Genomic DNA, 20,091 nt, shown 5'->3' with positions numbered 1-20,091 from the left:
GTGTTTGTTTTGTATTTCAATAGCTTATATATTTCTTTGGTAGCGACAAAAGCTCTGTTGCTAAGTCAAAATTCGAAATAAATATAACTACTAATCACGTTTTATATGGAGATCCTTTCGGTACGTCCATCAATCAGACTATGATATTCGGCCTATCAAGTCTTATTGATAACCCTATACATAAAAATAATGCCATCAAAGAGATTTTTACAATAAATTTACAATTATTCGGGTTTTGTCATCATTTTGGAATAAGTCGATGGTTTTCGAGTTTGAAAAGGCATATGCAGTGATGGCAATAGCGGCAGGTGCATTTTGTTATGTAGGCGGTTTATCCTTGTTTAAAACGATTCCTTAGATCTTGAGGGGGGGGGATTTACGATCAAATTGCTTTAAACCTGATAGAAGAGAGTGAATGAAGTTTGAATACTTGATATGTTTTTGGCGGCTTCTAACCATTCGATGGTAAATAGGCATCAAGTTTGAAGGCATTAAAAAAGCCCTTAATCAGAGCTTTTTTAATGGTTTTTGATGAGTCAAACAGCTTAATGAATGTTGCTGTTGCTGGTACTACTGATAACGACGCTTTTACTCGATTTGTGGTAGAGCTTAAGTGCTAACAACGAACCCCATAGAGCAACTTGTCCCCATAACAGCGTCCATTGAGGTGCTACTTCTTGCCATGAAGCGCCCATCTGATTCAGCGCCAAGAAACCTTGAATCGCAGGGGTACTTGGGAACAGTTCTGATAGCAGTACCAACCACTGTGGCATCATTTCAACAGGCCAGATAAATCCAGACGAGAAGATAAGTGGCATTGAACTGATTAACACCACAACCGTGACTAGCTCTCTTCTTGGTACTAGCTCACCGATAAAAATTCCGATCAAACAACTGGCCAATAAGAATGGCAGCAGCAGAGTTAGAATTTGAGTCATAGAGGCGAGCAAGTTAATCCCATACATCGAGAAACTGGCACCGAAGTAGTACATGGACAGTAAATAGTAAATGCCGACTAAGGTACAACAACGAGCAAGGATCAACTTGGCTGGTGGTGTTCTACTCCAATATCCAAAGGTCGATTGAGCATTTTGCGTTGCGCCAACTAAACCAGAAGCCATGGCTAAGGTTTGTTGCAGAATCAACACAAATACAGCAGGAACAACATAATCGATGTATCCCGTGCGGCTATTGAAGGTTGGCTTTAGGTTCAAGCTAAACGCGCTGTAGCCTTTGGCTGCGGATTCCAACGGCACACCTTCTACTAGCAAGTGGCTGACTTTAACTTGTGCGGCTAGTGTCCCTCCAGCTTTGGCCAGCCCTTCAACAATGGTTCCGTACACCAAGAAATAGGACGCATCGCCGGCATAAGAGAGCGTAGGGCTCTTTCCAAGAAGTAGATCTTTATAGAAATCTTCTGGGATGACGATGAACCCGCCAATCTCTTGGTTCAGCACAGCTTGTTTCGCATCTTCGATGGTTGAATCTCGACGAACCAGATCGATTTGAGAGGTCGCATCGACCATTCTTTCTAACTTGTAGCTGCTTTGGCTCTTATCCAAGTTCACCACCGAGGCTTTCAATTGTTGAGGTACTTGATTTGCGTAAGGTAGCGGATACAAGAATGAATAAAAGACCACACCACCAAATACGGTGAGCAAGACAACCGGGTTGCGAAGTACCGCTAACAGTTCTTGTTTTAGCAGTTGAGTCAAGCTCATTGTTTTACTCCTTGTTCTGCTTCTTTTTTAGTTTTAGTTGAGAGTGATGCTTGCGCTAGATGTTTCTTAATTAACAACATAACCACCAATGCAGGAACTGCATACCACAACATAGAAGTGAGGCTGATTAACGATTGTGCTGCGCTCACGCCATAACTGGACTGAGCCGTTTGTACTTCGATGTAGTGACTCACTGGCAGTAAGCTTCTCCAAACTTGAGCTGCCGTGTTCATGTCGGTTACTGGGAAAGTAATCCCCATGAAAGCGAAGCTTGGTGCTGTAAAGGCACCGGCGAAACTCATCGCTCTTGCTGGATCGAGCGTCAAGAAGAAGAACAAGCAACCCATAATGATACAGCTGACAACCGTTAGTAGTTGAGCAACCGTTAAAGCCATGAAGCTGCCGTTAAATGGCCAGTCGAGCAGACGATAGAACCAAAAGCTAAACGCAATACCAAACGCTAAAAACAGAGCGACGTAAGGGGTTAACGTTGAAACTAACGACTTCGCAGGAGAGTGTGACAACCAAGCTTTTAGCCCACGAGCTCGAACGTTTGCGGTTAACACCAGTATCGTGCCGACCACAATCATGATTTGCCATAAAGCCGGAATAACGGCAGATACCAAGAACTGTGCATAGCTGGTGTTCTTGTTAAACAACGGCGTGATCTGACTTTGCACCGTGACCGCTTGGCCTAATGCTGATTGGACCGTCGTATCGCCGTGTGAAAGCTGTTTAACGACTTCAAGCTGCGCGTTAAAAGTACCTTGAGCCTGCAACAGTGCTGAGTTGACCAGTTTACCTATCAAGATGAATTGACTGTTGTAGAACACAGACACTTGCGGGTTTAAGCCTAGGTAGAGATCACGGTCGAAGTGTTTTGGTATCACAACGTAACCGTAGATATCGCGCTCAATCATCGCCTTAGCTGCTTCGCTCACTGAGCTGTATTTCTGAGTCACTTGTAGGGTAGGTGACGCATCAACAAGACGAGTGAATTGTTGCGAGATTTGGCTATGTTCAAGATCAACCACTGCAACGGGTAAATCACGAGCGATGCCTTGCGAGAAAATCAGCCAAATACTTGCTGCAAGCAGCAAGGGTATCCAAGTCAGACACGACAACAACCACTTGTCTTTGCGGACTATCGCCCACTGCCTCAGCAAGGTACTCGTCACTTTGTGATGATCAGGTGAATAAGAGCCTGTAGATTGTGCTCCTGTAGATCGAAAGTTAGCAGACATAAGTCACCTAAAGCTCAACCACAAGGCTCATACCCATGCGCAATGTTTCGTCAGTGTCGACAGGGCGTGCTTCTACTTCGAATGTACGTAAGTCAAAGCCTTGTGCTGCATCGGTTGAACGCCAAGTCGCGAAATCACCCATTACGGCAATATGAGTCACTTTAAAGGTCAGTGATTTGTCTAGCGCAGGAAGGTAAGCGTCAAACTGTGCGCCTTTTTCAAAGTGCTTCAACATGTCTTCACGGACGTTAAGCACCGCCCATGCGTCTTGTGTATCGATAACGGTGACAACAGGGAAACCTTGCGGCGCTAATTCACCACTGCTTAGCAATACTTGAGACACTTCACCACTGAACCAGCTGTGGATCTGTGTGTCTTTTGCGTAGGCTTCAACTTCTGCCACGGCACCTGCAGCCATTAAGGCTTTTTGAGCTGCGGCTACTTTGGTTTCATCACGAGCACCTTCTTGTGCCAGTTGGTACATTTGGAAGGCAGCACTTTCTGTGTATTTCGCGGCTTGCCACTGTGTTTTGGCTTCATCACGTTTTTGTTCAGCGACGACACCATCGTTGTAAAGGTTATTTACACGTTGGTAGGTTTTGTTCATCAGATCGGCGGCAGCTTTCGCTTTTAACCATTGGTCTTTAGCGGCTTGGATTTGCTGGGTGCGCGCACCATTCTCGGCTTCTTGAGCTAATGCGCCAGCGGCTTTCTGGCCAGCTTTCGCTTGTTCTAATTTAGCGTCGATCTCAGGGCTAAGTAGAGAGAAGACCAATTCACCTTTCTCAACAGAATCGCCTTTGCGCACGAATACTTGGTCAATTCGGCCAGGTACTTTAGAAGAGATGCTGTATTGCTGCGCATCGATTTGGCCTTGAAGCTTAACCGGTTGAGGCTGATACGCTTGGTAAAAACTGTATCCGACCCAGCCAATAATGCCGATACCAACTATAGATAGAAGAAGGGGCTTAATAGGTTTCATGAGTTATCCTTTTGACTGGCTAGCGGTGTCTGTTTTTGAGTCGAAATCAGACGTAACAGAAGAAGTTAAGTAACTTGAGTAAGCATTCATTTCGCTGGTAAGCGCCAAAAGCTTGTTGAGAGAGATTAGATATTTGAATCGCGCAGCAGATTGCTGTGTCTTAATGCTCGCAAGGTATAGCTCTGCATCAACCACTTCTAACGAGTTAGATAGCCCTTGAGTGAACGCTTTTTTGCGAAGGGATAGATTCTCTTGAGCTAACGACAAGCTAGAGTTGAGTCCTTGAACCTCTTCAATCGCTTGCTTTGCTTCAAGGTAGGTCTTTTGTACCAACACGGTTAAGTCTTGTTTGGCTTGTGACTTAAGGAATTGCACCTGTGAAACCGCACTGTGCGCAGCGGCTACCTTATCAGAGCGACCAGAGGTATCGATCAGCGGTACGTTCACACCAATGCCGACTAACCAATCCGGTTTCATTTCACTTGCTAGCGAGTCGTCTTCATAAAGGCTGTAATCACCGTAAAGGTACACTTCTGGGTAGTATTTGCCTTTTTCAGCTTTGATTAAGCTGCTCGCTTGTTTCTCTTTCGCATCAAGGATCTTAAGGCCGGGGTAGGTCATCAGTGTTTGGTCAATGAACACATCCATATGAGGCAGGTTCTTGTTGATAAACAGTTGCTCTGAAGGTTCAACACTCTGGCTTTGCCCAAGAATTTGAGTCAGTGCTAACTGAGCAATTTTGAGGTCATTCTCAGCCTTAGTACGTTCAACGACTGCTTTATCTAAAGAAGCATCCGCTTGTAGGCGTTCGACGCGTGCGATTTGCCCTTGTTGTTCCATCTTGATGGCGAAATCTCGGTGCTGAGTTAAGCCTGCTTCTACGGCTTGACGCGTTTTCACAACGTCTTCCGCTAAGATCACTGAGAAGTAGTATTTGCTTAAGTCTTCGTAGCGAGCCTGCTTTTCCATCAAGAGTTGGCTCTGCGCTTCTTCACTTTTACCTTCGGCTGCGGTTTGTGCTGCGTTAATTCGTCCGCCAGTAAAGATAGGCCAAACTGCGCGAATGGAAGAGCTGAAGATGTCTTGTTCGGTGATGGTGGAGGTGATACCTCCGAGAGATGAAACTAGCCCGGGAGCAATGGCTCCAATACCAGATAAGCCAGCTGGGACGCCACTTAGACTATCTGCAAACTGTTCGCCATTGATGGTAACGTCACTATCAAGGTGAGTGTAGTTAGCGCCAAGCGTCACAGAAGGTAAGTTAAGGCTTCCAGTTGCATTTTGAAGGTGTTGATAACGCTCAACGTTAGCTTGTTGAGCCGCAAGAGAGTTGTTGTTCTCTTGGAGTATTTGCCACGCCTCAGAAAAAGTGAGCGGGGCAGCATAGCTTGGCGAACTGATAGCACCGATAAGAATACTGGCAATCGCAAGGCGTCGGAATGTCGGTTTGGTCATCTGCATTAAATACCAAATTAGAGTATTAGCTCTAATGTTAACAGGGGGATAATCATTTGTCTTGAACAGATTACCTCATATGAACAATTAGCATAGCCGCTCGTTAATATAATGTGAATGCTATTAAGGGTTTAATGGCTGGCACGAAGAAACAAAAAGAGCACGACGAATCGTGCTCTTTAAGTTCAGTATAGAAGAGGTTACTACAAATTGATTGGCGCTATTTAAAGCTTGGACAATGGTGATCGGCGCGCCACACCAATTGTCTTGAACCTTGCATCGTTTGTAATAAATCTCTACCTGACATTTGCGGGAAAGCTAACAATACTTTTAGATCGAGCGGGGATGTCTCGTTCTTCTCATATGCTCTGACATGAGTGAAAGTAGATTGTAAGTTTTTGAACAACATAGCCTTTGTTAGGCAGATTCCAAAATTATCGCGTTTCATTGCCTGGTTTCCTTTTCAACAATGTTTATACGTTATGTTTTTTATCCTGTTTCTATTGGACGTTGCCACTGATCGATACTTCCTGCTCATCAATGCTTTATTATTGGATGCTGCTTTTATCAGTCACCTCTTCGTTGTCTAACTAGCCTGTTGTCTAACTATCCGAGTGTGAAATAGCGATGGATGAATAGGGGAGAATACTTAATCCGTTTGTTCATCATTCGTAACGGCGAGCGCGCAACTTTTACTTATCGATACGTCCAGTGAGTGAAGAGTTGTTGCTTTTGTGTTAACCGAAATTCCGGTTTAAAACGCTGTCTTAAAATTGCAACGTATAGCTTGGCAACAATAAACTCCTTCATATGCAACCATTATAATTGTATTTATTTTAAACAACCTAAAAAACACCTAAAAGCTTAGTGATCTAGCTCAATATTTATTCGTTTATTTGTCTTTTTAAGCTAATCCGTTCTAAAAGCGAGCGATTGTTTGGGCCGTATAACGTAAAGGAATATCAATTAATAATCTGGTCAATTATTTAGTTGAGTAACAGTCACAAATTCGTATCAGCGCAAAGGTCATAAGATTAACTTGGTGTTAACATTAATCGTTAAGCACTAGGGACGGTTTTATATGAAATGGAGTAGCATCAGTTTCCGTAAAAGGTTGCTGATTATCATGACGGTCACTGGCCTCGTTGAGCTGTTGATACTCTCAGCGGCAGGTTTTTCTTATATCAAACAATCTCAAGAGCAAGAGATGGGTTTGAAAGCGCTCGGCGTGGCTGAATTTCTCTCCGAATCACCGCTAGTCACCCGCATTATTCAAGATAATGGAACCTTGGATGCTGATGGCATTCCTCACGTTTTATCTGAAGAGACCCAAGTAAAGTTTCGAAACCTCACGCAGTTAATTGGTGCGGCGTTTATTGTTGTCGGTGATGAGAAAGGCATTCGCTTAATTCACCCATACGACGACAGGTTGGGAAAACCCATGCGTGGTGGTGATAACCAGAAAGCATTGGTGTTGGGCGAGTCTTACGTGTCGACGGCAAAAGGTTCACTCGGGTTTTCAGTACGTGGTAAATCGGCCGTCAAAGACTCGAATGATGCTGTCATCGGCGTGGTATCGGTTGGTTATCTCTTAGATTCGCTGCAAGACAGAATTGAACCTTATTTAGCCTTTTTGATCGTGATGGCCTTGCTGGTGGTTGCGGTTAACGCATTGATTTCAAGCTATGTGTCTCGTCGCTTTCAGCGTGCTATTTTGGGCTTTGAGCCAGAAGAGATAGGCCGTTTATACGTTGAGCTCGATGTGACCATGAGTACCGTGAAAGAGGGTATTTTAAGTATCGATAAGAACGGTATTTTGCGTTCGATAAACAAGAGTGCCTGCGATATTTTATCTATTGATAGAGATAAAGCGCTCAACCAGCAACGCCTTTCTGATGTATTAGCTGGCAGTGATTTAGAGCAGCTGCTATCAACGGGTGATACCGACCATGATGTTGAGCTTTACCTGAATAACAAACGAATCATTGCTAACCGTAGTCCGATTATTGTGGCTGGTGAAGTGGTTGGTGCGGTGTCCAGTTTCCGTTTACGAGATGAGATTAACGACTTAACGGATCAGCTATCTCAAACTAAAGAGTATGCGGATCTGCTGCGTTCACAAACCCATGAACACCAGAACAAGTTGAATACCATTAGCGGTTTGATTCAAATGGGTGAATTGGAATCTGTTCAGCAGTTGATCGGACAAGAAACGGCTCACTATCAAAGCCTGATCGAGTTCTTGAGAGAGACGGTCAAAGACCCACTGATCGCGGGCATGTTACTAGGCAAAACAGAACGCGCACGTGAGATTGGTTTAGAGCTCAAAGTCGAAGAGGGTTCGAGGCTTGAGGCGCTGCCAAGCCGTTTAAATGCGGATGACGTTGTCACTATTCTCGGTAACCTGATTGATAACGCGTTTGATGCCACCATGATGGCGATTAAACAAGAAGGGCAAATTGCCCCGGCGCGCCGCGTGATTGATGTGTCTATCAGTGATTTTGGTAATGAAATCATCGTTGAAGTAGAAGATAAAGGCTGTGGTTTACCAAAACACTTGGCAACCAATGACCTCACTGAAAAAGGCGTATCGAGTAAAGCGAAACAGAACCGTGGTGTCGGTTTATATTTGATTAAGCAGTTAGCCGACCGTTATCAAGGGCAATTAGAAATGGTTGATAACCCTGACTTTGGTTCACGCATGACGGTGTATCTACCAAAAGAAGAACAATAATAATTAAGCACGAAACGATTGAGTGACGCTCATCGTGACAGGAATACAATGGTTAAAGGAAGAACATAAATGAACGCAATCACGAGAGTCATGGTCATTGAAGATGATATTGCGATTGCAGAGCTTCACCATCGTTATTTAGAACAGATGGGAGGCTTTGATGTGGTTGGTATCGCGACCACACAGTCTGAAGCCTTAATGCAGCTCGATATCTTGAAGCCTGATTTGGTGCTTTTGGATGTTTATCTGCCGGATGGTTGTGGGCTCGACATTCTCAACCACGTTCGTGGAAGCAATCAAGGCTGTGATGTTATCTTGATTACCGCAGCACGCGACGTCGACACTTTGCAGCAAGCAATGCGTGGCGGAGTGGTCGACTATCTACTCAAACCCGTGATGTTTCCTCGCTTGGAAGCGGCGCTGAAAAAGTACCAATCGCAACAGCAAGAGTTTGAAAGCGTGTCTGACTTGAACCAAGGCTTGGTCGACAAGATGTTGCAAGCCAATGCGAAAGCAGACTCAGCGAAAGTATCGACGTTACCTAAAGGGATCGACGGTGTAACACTCGATAAGATTCGTGCGGTCTTTCAACAAGCCGACGCGACGAATATTACGGCTGATGAAGCAGGTGAACGCATTGGTGCAAGCCGAACCACAGCCAGACGCTACCTAGAATTCTTGATCACAACCGGTGAATTGGCTGCCGATTTAAACTACGGCACCGTTGGTCGTCCTGAACGTTGTTATAACAAAGCGAAAAGATAAAGGTGCGCAAGAAGCTCTCTTCATCCGAAGATGCCTTTACATTCCAAATAAAGTGTAAAACCAGTTGAATAAGCTGGTTTTAGTTTCCTTTTTAATATCCACAAGTCACTCCACAGACCAGATGCCATTCTTTCTTGACTACAATGTTTGAGAATGCCAATTTGCTGCTATTTCTACCTTTGCGAACTCAGCTATCGATTAGAATTTGTTCGAAATGAGTCAATATTTAATCGATTGCTTTCACAGTGGTTGATGTAAATCAAATACTCATAGACAATACTGTCCCGAATAGAGGTGATAGCATTCACCCTCGTTTACCAAACGCATTCTCAAGTGTAATAGGCACTCGCTATTGATGTAATAGCTAAGACCTATTATCTATTTTCGTATGTCGCTGATACCGTTGGCGAATACTAAAAACCTTGTTTTTATAGGAAAGATGATGGTAATACCTGAAAACAGCAGCATCGTTATTTTTGGTGCGTCGGGAGATCTAACTTACCGCAAGTTAATTCCTGCTTTGTACCACCTGTATGCTAGCAATCAACTACCAGAATCCTTTGCGATTCTTGGAGTGAGCCGTACTGAGTACAGCGATGAGTCTTACCGTGAGAAGCTGAAGAAGTCTCTTCAGGAAATGGAACAAACTGAGCCTGAGACGCTGAATGCATTTATTGAACATTTGCATTACCAAGCGATCAACACTTCAGATGTCGAAGATTACGCTCGTTTAGCACAACGTCTAGACAAGCTTGAGCAAGACTACCAATTCGAAAACCATAACACACTGTTCTACTTGGCAACGCCGCCAAGCTTATACGGTGTGATCCCAGCAAACCTTGCTGCGCATGGCCTGAACGATGAAACGAACGGCTGGCGTCGTCTGATCATCGAGAAGCCATTTGGTTACGACCTAGCTTCTGCTCAAGCGTTAGATGAAGAGATCCATCATCACTTCCAAGAACACCAGATCTACCGTATCGACCACTACCTTGGTAAAGAAACGGTACAAAACCTTCTAGTGCTTCGTTTCTCAAACGCGATGTTTGAACCACTGTGGAACCGTAACTTTATTGAATACGTTGAAATCACAGGTGCTGAGTTCCTTGGCGTTGAAGAACGTGGCGGATACTACGACGGTTCTGGTGCAGTTCGTGACATGTTCCAAAACCACCTGCTGCAAGTGCTAGCGATGGTTGGTATGGAGCCACCTGCTCAAATCAATGCTGATTCTATTCGTGACGAAGTGGTTAAAGTACTTCAGTGTCTGAAACCTCTTGAGGAAGATGACCTACGTAAAGATCTCGTTCTTGGTCAATACACAGCTTCAGACGTTCGCGGCCAGCACTTGCTTGGTTACCGTGAAGAGCCGGGTGTAGCAGACGATTCTCGTACTGAAACGTACATTGGTCTTAAAGCGCACATCAATAACTGGCGCTGGAATGGTGTTCCTTTCTACGTTCGTACAGGTAAACGCTTACCAACGCGCGTAACGGAAATCGTGATTCACTTTAAGAACACGCCACACCCAGTATTTGGTCAAGATGCACCAGAGAACAAACTGATTATCCGTATCCAACCGGACGAAGGTATTCAGATGAGCTTTGGCTTGAAAGAGCCGGGCGCAGGCTTCAAAGCAAAAGAAGTGAAAATGAACTTCTCTTACTCTGACTTGCCTGAAACTCAAATGCTAACGGCTTACGAGCGTCTTCTTCTTGATGCACTTAACGGTGATGCAACTCTGTTTGCACGTACCGATGCAGTAGAAGCATGTTGGAAGTACGTTCAACCAATCTTAGACTTCAAGCAAGATCCTCAAGCGCTGTTTGGCTATGCTTGTGGTACTTGGGGCCCACAGGAAGCGGATGAACTTCTGCAACGTGATGGCCGCGCATGGCGTTTCCCATGCAAAAACTTAACAGACACGGATTACTGCGAACTATGATCAATCACAAGATCTTTGCAACGCCAGAATTGGTTGTTGAAACTCTAGCAAACGAAATGAAAGCGTACAGCGAGCAGGGTAAACCTGTTCACATTTCATTGTCGGGTGGCAGCACGCCAAAAATGCTTTTCAAGCTTTTAGCTCAAGCACCATACGCAGAAGGCATCCAATGGAATAACCTTCACTTTTGGTGGGGCGACGAACGTTGCGTGGCACCAGACGACGCTGAAAGCAACTTCGGTGAAGCTAACGCGCTCTTATTTTCGAAACTAAAAGAGTTTACTCAAGTGAACCTTCCTGCTGAAAACATCCACCGCATTCGTGGTGAAGATGAACCGAAAGCAGAAGCAGAGCGTTTCGCAAAAGAGATGGCAGACGTAATCCCAACAGAAAACGGCACGCCAGTTTTCGATTGGATTCTGCTAGGTGTTGGCGCAGACGGTCACACAGCTTCACTATTCCCGGGTGCAACCAACTACCAAGATGAGAACCTGTCTGTACTGGCTTCTCACCCTGAGTCGGGTCAAACCCGTGTTTCTAAAACTGCAAAAGTTTTAGAAGCAGCAAAACGAATCAGCTACCTAGTACTGGGTGCAGGTAAAGTTGAGATCGTTAAAGAAATTCATACTACTCCTGCTTCAGAGTTGCCTTACCCTGCAGCGAAAATCCAGTCTAAAACTGGCGAAACAGAGTGGTTCCTAGATTCAAATGCAGCAAGTGCTATCGCATAAGTGCGAATAGCCGCAAGGAGATATAAATAATGAAAGGTGATATCGGTGTAATTGGCCTAGCAGTAATGGGTCAGAACCTTATCCTAAACATGAACGACCACGGCTTCAAAGTTGTGGCTCACAACCGTACTGCTGCGAAAGTAGACGAGTTCCTAGAAGGCCCAGCTAAAGGTACTAACATTGTTGGTGCATACTCTCTAGAAGAGCTAGTTGAGAAGCTAGAAGCGCCACGTAAAGTGATGCTTATGGTTCGTGCTGGTGACGTTGTAGACACGTTCATCGAAAACCTAATCCCACTTCTAGATGAAGGCGACATCATCATTGATGGTGGTAACACTAACTACCCAGACACTAACCGTCGTGTAGCGCATTGTCGTGAGAAAGGCATCCACTTCATCGGTACTGGTGTATCTGGTGGTGAAGAAGGTGCTCGTTTCGGTCCTTCAATTATGCCAGGCGGCGCGGCTGAAGCTTGGGAAGCGGTTAAGCCAATCTTCCAAGGTATCTCTGCAAAAACTGACGCTGGTGAGCCTTGTTGTGACTGGGTTGGTAACGACGGTGCTGGTCACTTCGTTAAGATGGTACACAACGGCATCGAATACGGTGACATGCAGCTTATCACTGAAGCATACCAGTTCATGAAAGATGGTCTAGGTATGTCTGCGGACGAGATGCAAGCAGTATTTGCTGACTGGAACAAGACTGAGCTAGACAGCTACCTAGTTGAAATCACTGCTGACATCCTTGGCTACAAAGATGAAGACGGTGAAGCGCTAGTTGAGAAGATCCTAGACACTGCAGGCCAAAAAGGTACGGGTAAGTGGACTGGTATCAACGCTCTAGACCTAGGTATCCCACTAACTCTAATCTCTGAGTCTGTATTCTCTCGTTGCCTGTCTGCTCTTAAAGACCAACGTGTTGAAGCTGAAGCTTTGTTTGAGAAAACAATCACTCCAGTTGAAGGCGACAAGCAAGAGTGGGTTGATGCACTACGTCAAGCTCTACTGGCTTCTAAGATCATTTCTTACGCTCAAGGTTTCATGCTAATGCGTGAAGCGTCGAACGAAAATGGCTGGGACCTAAACTACGGTAACGTAGCTCTTATGTGGCGTGGTGGTTGTATCATCCGTTCTGCATTCCTAGGCAACATCCGTGATGCGTACGAAGCAAATCCAGACATCGCGTTCCTAGGTTCTGACGAGTACTTCAAAAACATCCTACAAGGCAGCCTAGTAGCATGGCGCAAAGTAGCAGCGAAATCTCTAGAGTCTGGTATCCCAATGCCATGTACGATTTCTGCGCTATCTTTCCTAGACGGTTACACAACAGCACGTCTACCAGCGAACCTGCTTCAAGCTCAACGTGACTACTTCGGTGCTCACACTTACGAGCGTACTGACCGTCCACGTGGTGAATTCTTCCACACAAACTGGACTGGTACAGGCGGCGACACTGCTTCTACAACTTACGACGTATAATCGTTAGTTAGAATCAGTTAAGAACGTGTTTGTTCTTTCAGCTGAAAACTAGAAAATAAAAGGATGCCAATTGGCATCCTTTTTTGTTGGCTCGCGTTTTCTTTGGTCTACACAACCAAAGCGTTACAGTTCAAGGCGTCACAGTTCAAGCCATCATGGCTTGGGGTTTTACATCGTCGTTGTATTGCTCCCGAATTGCCATAAAGCCGTCTAGGTTCTGTTTAAGCGCCTCAACACATTCAGGGTCGAACATTGAACCGTTGTGCGCTTCAATGTATTCCATGACTTCATCGAGTGACCATGCGTGCTTGTAGGCTCTTTTACTCATGAGCGCATCAAATACATCCGCGAGCGTTACAATTCGTGCTTCAAGTGGAATCGCAGTATGACTTAACCCATCGGGTAATCCGGAACCATCAAACCGTTCGTGGTGATGACGCACAATATTCTTAATGAACTGAATTTCATCAGAACACATAGAGCAGTGGTGGGAGAGGGACACGACATCGTTAATCATCTCTTCACCATACAAAGTGTGATTGTTCATGATGGCTCTTTCTTCTGCTGAAAAACGGCACGTGCTGAACAACACGTTATCAGGGATTCGATATTTTCCTATGTCGTGGAAGGGGGCGTATAAACGAATACGATGAATGAACTGGTGTGTGATTTCATTATTACTCTGGGACATCGTTCTAGCGATCTGTTCACTGTATTTCCCCATGCGAATCAGATGCTCTTTGGTTTCAGGGTCGCGAGCGTGTCCCATGTTTAAGGCGATCGCTAATGACGACTGAAAGTGACGTTGCCTTTCAAACAACTGAACAAACAAACTCGAGATGAGCTGAGAGATATAGGCAATATCACACTGGATATATTCCTTAGCAAAAAAGCCCGTTGACGATGCATTGATAAACACAAATCCAAGATTACTTTCTTGATAGTGAATGGGCGTTGTATAGCTGCTTTGGTGCCCGAGTTGGAGTAAGTGTGAAATTTGTTTGGTCGGTTTGATCGAGGTGAGATCGTGGATGATTCGAGTATCGAGAGATTCAGCCATTCGCGATAAAGCTGATTCTGGTTTAAGTTCTTGTTCTACGTAGCGATGTTCTGCTTCTTGGCACAGCGTGTCTGAAACAAAGTAATTCGATGCTCTGTTTTCGCTGCATAGTACAACGGAAAGCCGAGATAATATGGGGTAATGTTCACGAGCTAGCCGAAAAAGGTCATCAACAATGGCGATAATGTCCTTATCTTGAGCGGCTACTCTGTTGAGCTGGGAGTAGTCAAACATGTTACAAGCCAACCTTTATTTATAGTTATATCATTGTTTATTCGAGTTATTTGTTATTTTTAGTATCGATTAAAAAATAGCATTGCGTTCTGATAAAATACAATATCATTACGATATAAATGGTTATTTCATTGTATTACCCTCATTTTTGTTAACTGGTACTTTTATCGGTTCTTGGATCTGAAAAAAGGGAAAGAGGTTGATGGTAATTCAGGCGTTAAGTGACCATTTTGAAATTAAATGAAAAGATAAATAGGATAACGTGCATGCTTTATGCCATCATAAAGGCATAAATAAGGGCAATGGATGTAATGCCTAAGTGATTGAGCTAGAAGCGGTCAGTGATGACGGTGTTCTAGAGTATATTCAAGGCCGTGAGCTGCCTTGAAAAAGGTAATGTTATGACTGAAGAAGAAAGAATCGAACTGCAACAAAATAACCCTCTACACGGCTTAAAGCTTGAGACCATGATCACTGAGTTAGTGGATCACTATGGTTGGGAAATTTTGGATGCGGCAATGCGCATGAACTGCTTTAACACTAAGCCGACTGTAGCAAGCGCTGTTAAATATCTGAAGAAGACGGAATGGGCTCGTGAGAAGGTTGAAAACTTCTACCTTTACCGTTTTAAGCGTATGCCTAAAGCATCAGACATCGAATACCAGATGCCTCCGCGTTCACGTACATTCCGTCACGGGTTAGAACCTCGTGAGCCAATGGAATTAACGGTTGAGTCTATCCAGGCTTCTCAAGCTAAAGCGGCATCGGCATTTAAAGCTCGCCGTGGCGGTAACGGTCGTAACTTTCGTCGTTAAGAACAGGCGTCGCTAATAAAGACGCGTCATTAATAACGCCGTCTAATCAGCCAAAAGCGATAAGCAAAAAATACAAAAGGAGCCTAAGTGCTCCTTTTTTAACGTGTGTACTTAGTTCAAGCGTGTAAAGCTTGTTGTACTTGAGTCTTAAGCTTCGCGGTTCTTTCTTTGATTCTTCCAAAGATCGGTGACATAAACGATAGCACTGATAAGCAAGAAGAGCGCTGACACAGAAAACAGAGCGGGCATTTTTAGAATCCACGCGAATGTGGCAGCGAGAAAAGCGACAAAGCAAATGAGTCGACTTGATGACATGACATGACCGAGTTTAATGTTCATAACGCCTCCTAATGAAGTCTCACTTTCGACAGGAGAATTATCCCACTTTCCGTAAAAGAAAGGCTAAAAAACAGTCTAAATTGTTATCAAATTTACTAATTAAAGGACTCGTCTCACATATATCGATACGGTTATTTTATAAGCAATAAAATAGCGACATAGGTAATGTGAGAGTCAGCTTTCCCGCTGTGTTTTCCAGTTAGAATTAGATTCAGTCTCGGGTTTAATTAGTGTCAAACCGACTTAGTATAAAGCCTAGTTAGTATAGAAAAAGTAAGCGGTGATTAAGAAACTCGCGATGATCACTGTGTTACGAACATACTGTTGTGGGATTCGGCGAGAGATTTTTGCCGAGTAATACCCACCAACTAAGGTCCCCATCAAAACAGCCATGCCTGATGGCCAATCAATCGAGCCATTTATGATAAATAACACGATCGCCGCAAGTGATGCACAAGCTGACACGAGCAGCTTTATACCATTCATTACGTTGATATTGGTGTAACCCGCCAGAGCCAAGTAGCTCAATGTGACGATTCCCAACCCTGCATTAAAGTAGCCGCCATAGATACACACGATCAAAAGCAATAAAGCGGAAAAGAAGGCGCCAGCGCTGGTGGCGTGTTTATGTTTTGCTGTTGCTTGTTTCAGCCATTTATTCAACGTTCCACCAAAGGTGAAAAGAAGGGCGGCAAACAGTAACAACCAAGGCACAGATTGAGTAAACAAAGCCTCTGGTGTGTGCAGCAATAAGAAAGCCCCAATACCACCGCCAACCACACATAAAGCAATGGTCAGTTTAAGTTGTTTGGTGCCCGATTGGATCTCATGACGTAGTGCATAAGCGCCACTGATGTAGCCTGCGCAGGATGCAAAGGTATTGGTCGCGTTGGCTGCAATAGGCGGCACGCCAGCAAACAATAGAGCGGGGAAGGTGATGAAGCTGCCTCCTCCTGCAATAGAGTTAAGCACGCCACCAACCACGCCTGATAAGAATAGAATCAACCAATCCATAGTTTTAGAATCCAATGCGTTAAATGACTGGTTACCTTACTTGATTTTGATATGAATATCAGAGCTGCAGGGCTTGAAAGTGCGAGTTTGTGAGTGTGCTACCATCTTAGAGTTGTGTTTGCTCTTAACGGCAGGCACGAAAAAAGGAGCCTGAGGCTCCTTTTAGATTTCGAATTGTGTTCAATGTGTTCGAGGTGTTGATTACACTTCGACAGGTTTCGCTTTAAAGCTCTTGAATAGCTTAACCAGAATCGGGCTAGAAAGAACCAATACCGCCAAGATAGTGAACGTCATAGTGATAGGGCGTTCCCACAAGAAGCTAAGCTCTCCATCGCTGATCATCAGTGCTCGTCTTAAGTTTTCTTCCATCAAGCCACCTAAGATAAAGCCAAGCAATAACGGGGCGAGTGGGAAGTTGGCAAGCCTTAATGCTATTGCTGCCATCGCGACTAGTAGCATCACAAATACGTCCATCGTGTTGAAAGACACCAAGTAAACGCCAGTGATTGAGAAGAAGATGATCATTGGTAGTAGCACTGTTCTTGGTACTGCCAGTAGCTTAGAGATATAAGGGATCAAAGGCAGATTCAAGATAACCAGTACGATGTTGCCAAAGTACATAGAGATAATCACCGACCAGAATACATCTGGGTGTTCAACGAACAGGCGAGGCCCCGGTTGGATGCCGTAAGCGATCAATGCACCTAGCATGATAGCCGTTGTACCAGAGCCCGGAATACCCAGCGTCAGTAGCGGAACGAATGAACCACTTGATGCGGCGTTGTTTGCCGACTCTGGAGCAACAAGACCACGAATACTGCCTTTACCAAACTCTTTCTGTTTGTCTTTCGGTGCAAGGCTACGCTCCATGCCGTAACTTAAGAAAGCAGCGATGGTTGCGCCAGCACCCGGAAGTACGCCAGTAAAGAAGCCAAGGATTGAAGAGCGAATTGATACCGGTGCGACTTCTTTGATCTCTTCTTTAGTTACTTTCATGCTGCCAATATCAGACATCTTTTTGCTTTCTTCAGCGCTGTTGTCTTGCTCAGGCTTAAGAATACCCATTAAGGTTTCACCAAGCGCGAACGTCGCCATCGCCAGCAATAGGAAGCTGAAGCCATCCATTAGATCCGTGAGGCCAAATGTGAAACGTTCAACACCAACGCCTTTGTCGATACCTACCGTTGAAAGCATCAAGCCTAAGATAGTCATCATCCATGCCTTGATAACCTGTCCTGGGCCTGCAAACGCTGCTACAGCTGATAAACCTAATAGCATTAGTGCGAAGTAGTCCGAAGACTGGAAGCTCAATGACACGCTTGCTAGAGCAGGCGCAGCGATTAAAAGCATGATTGCTGAAAGTGTGCCGCCAGTAAAAGAAGAGTAAGCAGCAAGGGCCAGTGCTTTACCTGCTTGGCCTTTTTGGGCCATTGGGTAGCCGTCGAACGCTGTTACCACAGTAGAAGAACAGCCCGGAGCGTTGATTAGGATTGATGATGTTGAACCACCAAACACCGCACCGTAGTAAACACCTGCCATCAAAATAAGACCAGACGATGGATCTAGGCCATAAGTGATAGGGATCATCAGAGCAATGGCTGAGATTGGACCTAGTCCCGGCAGCATCCCGATGAAGGTACCTACGAAACAGCCTACGATTACCATCATGATGTTCATTGGCATCACAGCGGTAGAAAGTCCTTGTAAAATTCCGTCTAACATAATGTTATCCCTACCAAAGAGTGAAGATTAAACCAGGCTCTAGGTAGATATCTAAGCCTTGAGTTAAAAGAAGAAAGAACGCGATAACGAAAGGAAACGACGCGCCAAACAAGATAGATTTACGGCGCTCACCCAATAGGTAGAAGCCCGCTAATAGGAAGAAGCTTGTTGCTAGAACGAAGCCAAGATATGTCAATCCAACGCCATAAAATGCCATCAGTACTAAGAAACCAATCAGTAGCTTCCAGTTTAAAGGTGCGGTTTCACACTTGAGCTTTTTGTCTGGCTGACCAGTCACAAGCAGGATCAGCGACAGCCCGATACCGATGAAAGTCAGCAGGGTAGGCAGTGTTCTCGCGGTAAAGGGTTCATATTCATCACCGGGAAACAGCGGAATCAGGGTGGTTTGGTAGCCGTAGCACAAGCACGCCAGCATAAAGATCAAAGCTCCGAGGCGATCGCCTGAAAGCAAAGATTCCTTACTGAAAAATTTGGTTGGTAAGTCCGACATATCCAACTCCATTTGGGTGGTGTAGAAAAGTAAAAAACCGTACATGAGCGAGTCAATGAAATGTCTGGGATCACTAACCGAAGGTAAGCGAATTACGATGCTTGAACTTAGCAAGCCACTTGCATTTACAACGAATCAGCAAGCGCGAGTAATACGTCTACGAATAAACAAAGGAGTTTGAAGTTAACTCATGTACGGCGAAACAAGGAAAGAGTAAGAGGGCACAAAGTCCCTCTATCGTTGTTGGTTATTTCAAGAAACCAAGCTCACGCATTAGGTCGCCCATCTGTTTTTCTTGATCTTCTAGGAAGGCGTAGAAATCTTTGTCCGCTTTGTAGTTATCGATCCAACCGTTACGGTCACGAACCACTTGCCACTCATCGGTTTTGTACATTTTGCCTAGGGCTTCATTCCACTCATCGATCTTCGCTTGGCTAGTGTTTGGAGCCGCGAAGAAGCCACGCCAGTTAGCGAATACAGTTTCGTTGCCGTATTCGGTTAGTGTTGGAATGTCTGGTGCTGCATCAAGACGTTTTGGTGCCGTTACAGCCAGTACTTTCACCTGTCCAGACTTAGACATCTCTAGTACTTCACCAAGGCCAGTTGAAAGCAGTTGGGTTTCGCCAGAAAGCAGTGCAGCCATTGCTTTACCGCCCGCATCGTAAGCAATGTAGCGAACCTTTTTCGCATCAAAACCTTCGCCCTTGAACGCCGCAGCAACTACAAGGTGGTCCATGCTGCCACGAGCTGAACCGCCAGCAATTTTTACTTTGCGAGGGTTGGTTTCGAATTCTTTTACTACGTCTTCCCATGTGTTGTATTTAGAATCAGCAGACGCAACGATTGCGCCGTAATCGGCAATGGTTGCAGCAACAGGTGTTAGGTCACGGAAAGACTGTGGGAAAATACCCGTCAGAGAGCGCACAACGATAGGTGTTGAGTTCACCATCAGCGTGTCTTCTTGGCGTTGAGCCGTTTCAATTAGGTGTGCAATGGCTTTACCGCCGCCGCCACCAGATAGGTTTTGGAAAGAGACATTTTCTACGATGTCTGATTTCACCAGTACATCACCAGTACCACGAGCTGTCATATCCCAACCGCCGCCCGCGCCACCAGGGATTAGGAAGTGGATTTTCTCTACGTCAGCAGCAAAAGTGTTGAAAGAAAAGGTTGCTGCGATGATAGAAGCCGCAAGAGTAGGTTTCAGTGCCTTGAACATGGTTCACGTTCCTTATGTAGGGGATCTCTTCAATGGAGAGAAACTTATGTTTATATCCAGCTACTAAACACACGAGTAGGGTATCGCTTAGTAGATGAAGCTAAAGTTAACGGTGTGTTAAC

Annotated in this window: 17 protein-coding genes; 6 read left to right on the top strand and 11 right to left on the bottom strand. The window is 45.0% G+C overall.

The genetic code is table 11. From position 1 onward, the window contains the following. Positions 1-545: 545 nt before the first annotated feature. From FLM53_RS00930 to FLM53_RS00910, 5 genes are all read right to left on the bottom strand, one after another. The gene (locus FLM53_RS00930; protein ID WP_176681084.1) at positions 546-1,721 is read right to left on the bottom strand and encodes an ABC transporter permease; all 1,176 of its coding nucleotides are present in this window, start codon (positions 1,719-1,721) and stop codon (positions 546-548) included. Beyond that, a complete protein-coding gene (locus FLM53_RS00925) occupies positions 1,718-2,965 on the bottom strand; it encodes an ABC transporter permease (RefSeq protein WP_176681085.1) in 1,248 nt (415 codons plus the stop codon). Before FLM53_RS00925 ends, FLM53_RS00930 begins: the two co-directional genes overlap by 4 nt. A 7-nt stretch (positions 2,966-2,972) precedes the next feature. Further along, complete coding sequence (locus FLM53_RS00920) at positions 2,973-3,947, bottom strand: HlyD family secretion protein (RefSeq protein ID WP_176681086.1); 975 nt, start codon at positions 3,945-3,947, stop codon at positions 2,973-2,975. Positions 3,948-3,950: 3 nt separating this feature from the next. After that, complete coding sequence (locus tag FLM53_RS00915) at positions 3,951-5,408, bottom strand: TolC family protein (RefSeq protein WP_176681087.1); 1,458 nt, start codon at positions 5,406-5,408, stop codon at positions 3,951-3,953. Between the two features lie 214 nt (positions 5,409-5,622). Beyond that, the gene (locus tag FLM53_RS00910) at positions 5,623-5,850 is read right to left on the bottom strand and encodes a hypothetical protein (RefSeq protein ID WP_008220782.1); all 228 of its coding nucleotides are present in this window, start codon (positions 5,848-5,850) and stop codon (positions 5,623-5,625) included. A 633-nt stretch (positions 5,851-6,483) separates the two neighbouring features. Between FLM53_RS00910 and FLM53_RS00905 the strand changes: the two genes are divergently transcribed. The 5 genes from FLM53_RS00905 (at position 6,484) to gnd (ending at position 13,055) form a co-directional block, all read left to right on the top strand. Further along, the gene (locus FLM53_RS00905) at positions 6,484-8,136 is read left to right on the top strand and encodes a sensor histidine kinase (RefSeq protein ID WP_176681088.1); all 1,653 of its coding nucleotides are present in this window, start codon (positions 6,484-6,486) and stop codon (positions 8,134-8,136) included. Positions 8,137-8,205: 69 nt separating this feature from the next. Continuing rightward, the gene (locus FLM53_RS00900; protein WP_008220789.1) at positions 8,206-8,901 is read left to right on the top strand and encodes a response regulator; all 696 of its coding nucleotides are present in this window, start codon (positions 8,206-8,208) and stop codon (positions 8,899-8,901) included. A gap of 442 nt (positions 8,902-9,343) precedes the next feature. After that, the gene (zwf, locus tag FLM53_RS00895; protein WP_008220790.1) at positions 9,344-10,846 is read left to right on the top strand and encodes a glucose-6-phosphate dehydrogenase; all 1,503 of its coding nucleotides are present in this window, start codon (positions 9,344-9,346) and stop codon (positions 10,844-10,846) included. Further along, complete coding sequence (gene pgl, locus FLM53_RS00890) at positions 10,843-11,577, top strand: 6-phosphogluconolactonase (RefSeq protein WP_176681946.1); 735 nt, start codon at positions 10,843-10,845, stop codon at positions 11,575-11,577. Before zwf ends, pgl begins: the two co-directional genes overlap by 4 nt. Before the next feature lie 29 nt (positions 11,578-11,606). After that, the gene (gene gnd / locus FLM53_RS00885; RefSeq protein ID WP_017059712.1) at positions 11,607-13,055 is read left to right on the top strand and encodes a decarboxylating NADP(+)-dependent phosphogluconate dehydrogenase; all 1,449 of its coding nucleotides are present in this window, start codon (positions 11,607-11,609) and stop codon (positions 13,053-13,055) included. Positions 13,056-13,200: 145 nt separating this feature from the next. Here gnd and FLM53_RS00880 read toward each other — a convergent pair whose 3' ends face one another. Further along, positions 13,201-14,361 (bottom strand): HD-GYP domain-containing protein, encoded by a 1,161-nt coding sequence (locus tag FLM53_RS00880; protein ID WP_176681089.1) that lies wholly within the window; start codon positions 14,359-14,361, stop codon positions 13,201-13,203. Positions 14,362-14,750: 389 nt separating this feature from the next. Here FLM53_RS00880 and FLM53_RS00875 point away from each other — a divergent pair, with 389 nt between their 5' ends. Continuing rightward, positions 14,751-15,164 carry a VF530 family DNA-binding protein gene (locus FLM53_RS00875; RefSeq protein WP_102431182.1) on the top strand — a complete coding sequence of 138 codons (414 nt, stop codon included), beginning with the start codon at positions 14,751-14,753 and terminating at the stop codon, positions 15,162-15,164. Positions 15,165-15,311: 147 nt separating this feature from the next. Here the strand turns inward: FLM53_RS00875 and FLM53_RS00870 are convergent, their stop codons facing one another. The 5 genes from FLM53_RS00870 to FLM53_RS00850 form a co-directional block, all read right to left on the bottom strand. Further along, on the bottom strand, positions 15,312-15,503 hold the full coding sequence (locus FLM53_RS00870) for a hypothetical protein (RefSeq protein WP_017066914.1): 192 nt from the start codon (positions 15,501-15,503) through the stop codon (positions 15,312-15,314). A gap of 255 nt (positions 15,504-15,758) precedes the next feature. Then, entirely contained in the window at positions 15,759-16,517 is a 759-nt protein-coding gene (locus FLM53_RS00865) for a sulfite exporter TauE/SafE family protein (protein ID WP_176681090.1), read from the bottom strand. Positions 16,518-16,718: 201 nt separating this feature from the next. Further along, entirely contained in the window at positions 16,719-18,239 is a 1,521-nt protein-coding gene (locus FLM53_RS00860; RefSeq protein ID WP_176681091.1) for a tripartite tricarboxylate transporter permease, read from the bottom strand. A gap of 10 nt (positions 18,240-18,249) precedes the next feature. Next, positions 18,250-18,750 (bottom strand): tripartite tricarboxylate transporter TctB family protein, encoded by a 501-nt coding sequence (locus FLM53_RS00855; RefSeq protein ID WP_176681947.1) that lies wholly within the window; start codon positions 18,748-18,750, stop codon positions 18,250-18,252. A gap of 247 nt (positions 18,751-18,997) precedes the next feature. Further along, a complete protein-coding gene (locus tag FLM53_RS00850; RefSeq protein ID WP_176681092.1) occupies positions 18,998-19,969 on the bottom strand; it encodes a tripartite tricarboxylate transporter substrate binding protein in 972 nt (323 codons plus the stop codon). Between the last annotated feature and the right edge of the window lie 122 nt (positions 19,970-20,091).

Source organism: Vibrio sp. Scap24 (genome assembly GCF_013394185.1).
Taxonomy (GTDB): domain Bacteria; phylum Pseudomonadota; class Gammaproteobacteria; order Enterobacterales; family Vibrionaceae; genus Vibrio; species Vibrio pomeroyi.
The sequence above is the reverse complement of the archived record's forward strand: the minus strand, read 5'-3'. Positions and strand labels throughout refer to the sequence as shown.

Coding starts and splice junctions, on each gene's coding strand:
- FLM53_RS00930 (WP_176681084.1), bottom strand. CDS start 1,721: ATGAGCTTGACTCAACTGCTAAAACAAGAACTGTTAGCGGTACTTCGC.
- FLM53_RS00925 (WP_176681085.1), bottom strand. CDS start 2,965: ATGTCTGCTAACTTTCGATCTACAGGAGCACAATCTACAGGCTCTTAT.
- FLM53_RS00920 (WP_176681086.1), bottom strand. CDS start 3,947: ATGAAACCTATTAAGCCCCTTCTTCTATCTATAGTTGGTATCGGCATT.
- FLM53_RS00915 (WP_176681087.1), bottom strand. CDS start 5,408: ATGCAGATGACCAAACCGACATTCCGACGCCTTGCGATTGCCAGTATT.
- FLM53_RS00910 (WP_008220782.1), bottom strand. CDS start 5,850: ATGAAACGCGATAATTTTGGAATCTGCCTAACAAAGGCTATGTTGTTC.
- FLM53_RS00905 (WP_176681088.1), top strand. CDS start 6,484: ATGAAATGGAGTAGCATCAGTTTCCGTAAAAGGTTGCTGATTATCATG.
- FLM53_RS00900 (WP_008220789.1), top strand. CDS start 8,206: ATGAACGCAATCACGAGAGTCATGGTCATTGAAGATGATATTGCGATT.
- zwf (WP_008220790.1), top strand. CDS start 9,344: ATGGTAATACCTGAAAACAGCAGCATCGTTATTTTTGGTGCGTCGGGA.
- pgl (WP_176681946.1), top strand. CDS start 10,843: ATGATCAATCACAAGATCTTTGCAACGCCAGAATTGGTTGTTGAAACT.
- gnd (WP_017059712.1), top strand. CDS start 11,607: ATGAAAGGTGATATCGGTGTAATTGGCCTAGCAGTAATGGGTCAGAAC.
- FLM53_RS00875 (WP_102431182.1), top strand. CDS start 14,751: ATGACTGAAGAAGAAAGAATCGAACTGCAACAAAATAACCCTCTACAC.
- FLM53_RS00870 (WP_017066914.1), bottom strand. CDS start 15,503: ATGAACATTAAACTCGGTCATGTCATGTCATCAAGTCGACTCATTTGC.
- FLM53_RS00865 (WP_176681090.1), bottom strand. CDS start 16,517: ATGGATTGGTTGATTCTATTCTTATCAGGCGTGGTTGGTGGCGTGCTT.
- FLM53_RS00860 (WP_176681091.1), bottom strand. CDS start 18,239: ATGTTAGACGGAATTTTACAAGGACTTTCTACCGCTGTGATGCCAATG.
- FLM53_RS00855 (WP_176681947.1), bottom strand. CDS start 18,750: ATGTCGGACTTACCAACCAAATTTTTCAGTAAGGAATCTTTGCTTTCA.
- FLM53_RS00850 (WP_176681092.1), bottom strand. CDS start 19,969: ATGTTCAAGGCACTGAAACCTACTCTTGCGGCTTCTATCATCGCAGCA.